This window comes from Candidatus Chloroploca mongolica (assembly GCF_004762035.2).
Taxonomy (GTDB): domain Bacteria; phylum Chloroflexota; class Chloroflexia; order Chloroflexales; family Chloroflexaceae; genus Chloroploca; species Chloroploca mongolica.
The window spans coordinates 1-3,891 of sequence record NZ_SIJK02000100.1; the positions used below are offsets into that span (position 1 = coordinate 1).

Consider the following 3,891-nt stretch of genomic DNA (forward strand, 5'->3'; position numbering starts at 1 on the left):
TGGGATCGGCAATTCTCAAGATCACCACCGGCAATTCTAATTATCGTTGATCAGCGATGTCCACATTGGATGCGTAGGGGCGTAGCAGTGGCCAAATATTCCCAGATACACCAGGAAGCTGCTGCGCTCCGCCGCAGATGACAATAATAGCATTGCGCCCTGCGGGGAGGTGATCTACACTTGGGCCGGGCATTGACTCTGCTTTTTCCCGAGGAACTGGTTCGTCTTGGCGTCCCGGCCGACTTCGCTTGCAGGTTACAGGCAAACTTATGATAGCAGTCCTCGACGATGTGTGCCTGTCGGTCCAAAACTATGCCCTAAGCACCCAGGGGCTAACCGGCAACCCGAGCGAATTCCCGTCTAGTCTGAGCGTACCTGCCGCAAGCGAACGCGCCTTCACCCTGACCGTGACCGCGACCGGCTTGGCTGGCCTAACCCCCTTTGGCGTCGCTCACTTCACCACGCTCGCGGTCTCCTCGCGCGAAATCGACGTGATTTGGCTCAGTGCCCAAGGCCTTCCCAACGACGCCATCGCGGACGCCCTGGGCATCACCCTGACCACCGTCAACTCCCACTGGCGCAACATCGGTGCCCCGCGTGGCCTGACCCGCAAAGAGGCCAGGCTCTGGGCGCAGGAGGAGGTGTGGAGGGTGCGGGGAGAAGCGTGAGGAGCGGCATAGCGCGAGAATGAGGTAGGCGGTCAAATGCCGCCTGATTGGAGTCAGACAAACCCGGGGTGTTTAGGCATTAACGCTTTACACCAAGGGAAGATTATTCGTGATACAATGCGCCTCGTTCAGCCCGGAGCCGGAGCGAGCGAACGACGGGGGAGAGCCATGCGCTCGCTCACGATGGATCGTCTCGCGGGGTCTGTTCTCTGTTACCAAACAGCGTGGCTTGGCACTATAATAGAGCAATGCCCACTACGCTGCTCGCCACAAAGTTGTACCGACCGCCGCCCCGTCCGACGGGGATGGTGCGGCCCCACCTGATCGCACGGCTCAATGCCGGGCTGCACCGCAACCTGACCCTGCTTGCCGCCCCGGCCGGCTTTGGCAAGACAACGCTGCTCAGCCACTGGCTGGACGGTTGCGCGCGCCCGGTCGCCTGGCTGACCCTCGACGCGAGCGATCACGAGCCCACACGCTTCCTGGCCTACCTTGTCGCCGCGCTACAGACCGTCGTGCCGGAGTTTGGGGCGGGGTTGCTGGCTGCGCTGCTTGCGCCACAGGCGCCAACGCCTACCGCCGCGGTAACGGATCTGATCAACGCACTCGCTGCGCTCGCGCAGCCGGTCGTGCTCGTCCTCGACGACTACCATCTGGTCAATGCAGCACCGGTTGATGCGGCCCTCGGCCTGTTGCTGGCGCACCAGCCTCCCCAGCTCCATCTGGTGATCGCCACCCGCGAGGATCCGCCGCTGCCCCTGGCCCGCCTGCGCGCCCGTGATCAGCTGACTGAGCTGCGCGTCGCCGAGCTGCGCTTCAGCCACACCGAGGCAGACGCGCTGCTCAGCCAGACTGAAGGTCTGAGCCTGTCGGCAGAGGTGGTCGCTGTCCTCACAAGCCGCACCGAAGGCTGGGCCGCCGGCCTCCACCTGGCCGCGCTTTCCCTGCGCGGCCATCAGGATGCAGCCGGCTTCGTGCATTCCTTCTCCGGCAGTCAGCGCTTTGTGCTCGACTATCTGCTCGAAGAAGTGCTCCAACAGCAGCCCACGCTGCTCCAGCAGTTCCTGCTACGCACGTCAGTGCTTGACCGGCTCTGTGGCCCGCTGTGTGACGCGGTCCTCGCCATGCCCGTCGGCACCGGGCAGGCGACCCTTGAAGCCATCGAACGCGCCAATCTGTTCCTCATTCCACTGGACGACCAGCGTTGCTGGTATCGCTACCACCATCTGTTTGGCGAACTGCTGCAGCAGCGCCTCCCGCAGGAGGCGGCCATGGACGCGGGTGCGATCGCCACGCTCCACCTCCGGGCGAGTGGCTGGTATGAGGCCCAGGGTCTGCTGCTTGAGGCGCTGCACCACGCCGCTGCGGCGGCTGACCCCGCCCGGCTTGCTGCGCTGGCCGAGCGCGCATGGGCGCACATGGACAGCAGCTTTCAGGCGGACGCCTGGGGCCGCTGGGTGGGCCAGCTGCCGGAGGAGGTGCTGCGCGCCAGGCCGGTGCTGTGTACCCAATACGCCTGGGCGCTGATGGATATCGGCCAGATCGAGGCCAGCGAGGCCTGGCTGCGCAACGCCGAGCGCTGCTTGTCCGCTGCGCACAGCACGGAGTCTGCGTCGCACGACGGGGTGGCCTCGATGGTGGTGGTCGCCAGCGAGCTGCTGCCCAGCTTGCCGGCGCGGATCGCCGCCGCCCGTGCCTACCTGGCCCAGAGCCGCGGCGATTTCGTCGCGGCCCAGCAGTATGCCGCCACCACGCGGGACCTTTGCGCTGAGACGGAGCCGCTGCTGCACGCGCAGGCGACCGTGCTGGCGGGGGCGAGCCAGTGGGCTACCGGCGCCCTTGAGGCAGCCTACAGCGCCTTCGCCGCATGGGTCGAGCAAACGCGCGAGGCCGGCAACCTTGCGTTCGCCCTGGCCAGTGGCTTCTACCTGGCGGAAATTCGGCTTGCCCAGGGCCAGCTGCGCGAGGCGGCCCGCCTCTACCGGCAGTTCCTCACCCTGGTACCGGCCGATCACGAAGCCCTCAAGATGGCGGCCCCACACCTGCACCTAGGTCTGGCCGTGATTGCCCACGAGCAGGGCGATGCCCAGGCCGCCACATTGCACCTGCGCGCCAGCAAGGAGCAGGGCGAGCAGGCCGCCTTGATCGACTGGCCCTTTCGCTGGCATCTGGCCCAGGCCCGGATCGAAGAGTCGTCCGGCAACTGGGAGGCCGCCCTTGATCTGCTGGATGCGGCCGAGCGGCGCTATCTCCCCAACCCCATCCCTGACCTGCGCCCCGTCGCGGCGCTCAAGGCGCGGGTGTACATGCGGCAGGGCAATCTCCTCGCCGCAACGGCATGGGTCGCGGCGTGCGGCGTCACCACCACGGACGCCCTGAGCTATCGGCGTGAGTTCGAGCATCTGACCCTCGCGCGCGTGATGTTAGCGAAGCTGACGCGCAGCGTTATCGCCCGCTCTCGCCGCGAGCACGTCGCCAGCGATCAGCACGACGTGCTCGATCTGCTCACGCGACTGCTGGCGGCAGCGGAGGCTGGCGGCAGGATCGGCAGCCAGATCGAGGCGCTGTTGCTCCAGAGCCTCGCCTACGAGGCCCTGGACGATAGTGGGCAGGCACGCATCCCGCTGCAACGTGCGCTGGCGCTGGCCGAGCCGGAGGGGTACGTCCGGCTGTTTGCAGACGAGGGTGCACCACTGGCACGACTGCTGGAACGGGAGCGGGACGCGGGCGGAGGGATGCAGCCGTACCTTCACAGCCTGCTTAACGCCTTTGGCACGCAAGCAGCAGTTCATCCTTCATCCTTCATCCCTCATCCTTTGATCGAGCCGCTCACCGCACGTGAGCGCGAGGTGTTGCGCCTGATCGCCGAGGGGCTCAGCAACCAGGAGCTTGCCGCACGGCTGCACCTCTCGCCCCAGACGGTCAAGGTGCATACGCGCAACATCTACAGCAAGCTTGGGGTTGCGAGCCGCACGCAGGCCGTTGCCAGAGGCCGGGATCTCGGCTTCCTGGAGCGATCATAGCACGGCTCATGGTCGTCCCAACGCCCCCACTGTCATTCCGACCGAAGCGGAGCGCCTCCTTGTCATTCCGACCGAAGCGGAGCGCCTCCTTGTCATTCCGAACGACGTGAGGAATCTGCCCTGATCCGCACGGAAGACCCCTCACGCGGAGCGCCTCCTTGTCATTCCGAACGACGTGAGGAATCTGCCCTGATCCGCAC

At 66.0% G+C, this 3,891-nt stretch carries 2 protein-coding genes; both read left to right on the forward strand.

What is annotated here, in order from left to right:
* Nucleotides 1-269: 269 nt before the first annotated feature.
* Nucleotides 270-668, forward strand: coding sequence for a LuxR C-terminal-related transcriptional regulator (locus tag EYB53_RS24140; protein ID WP_135481962.1), 399 nt, complete (start codon nucleotides 270-272; stop codon nucleotides 666-668).
* Nucleotides 669-916: 248 nt separating this feature from the next.
* Complete coding sequence (locus EYB53_RS24145) at nucleotides 917-3,691, forward strand: winged helix-turn-helix domain-containing protein (protein WP_135481964.1); 2,775 nt, start codon at nucleotides 917-919, stop codon at nucleotides 3,689-3,691.
* Nucleotides 3,692-3,891: the final 200 nt, after the last annotated feature.

Coding starts and splice junctions, on each gene's coding strand:
- EYB53_RS24140 (WP_135481962.1), top strand. CDS start 270: ATGATAGCAGTCCTCGACGATGTGTGCCTGTCGGTCCAAAACTATGCC.
- EYB53_RS24145 (WP_135481964.1), top strand. CDS start 917: ATGCCCACTACGCTGCTCGCCACAAAGTTGTACCGACCGCCGCCCCGT.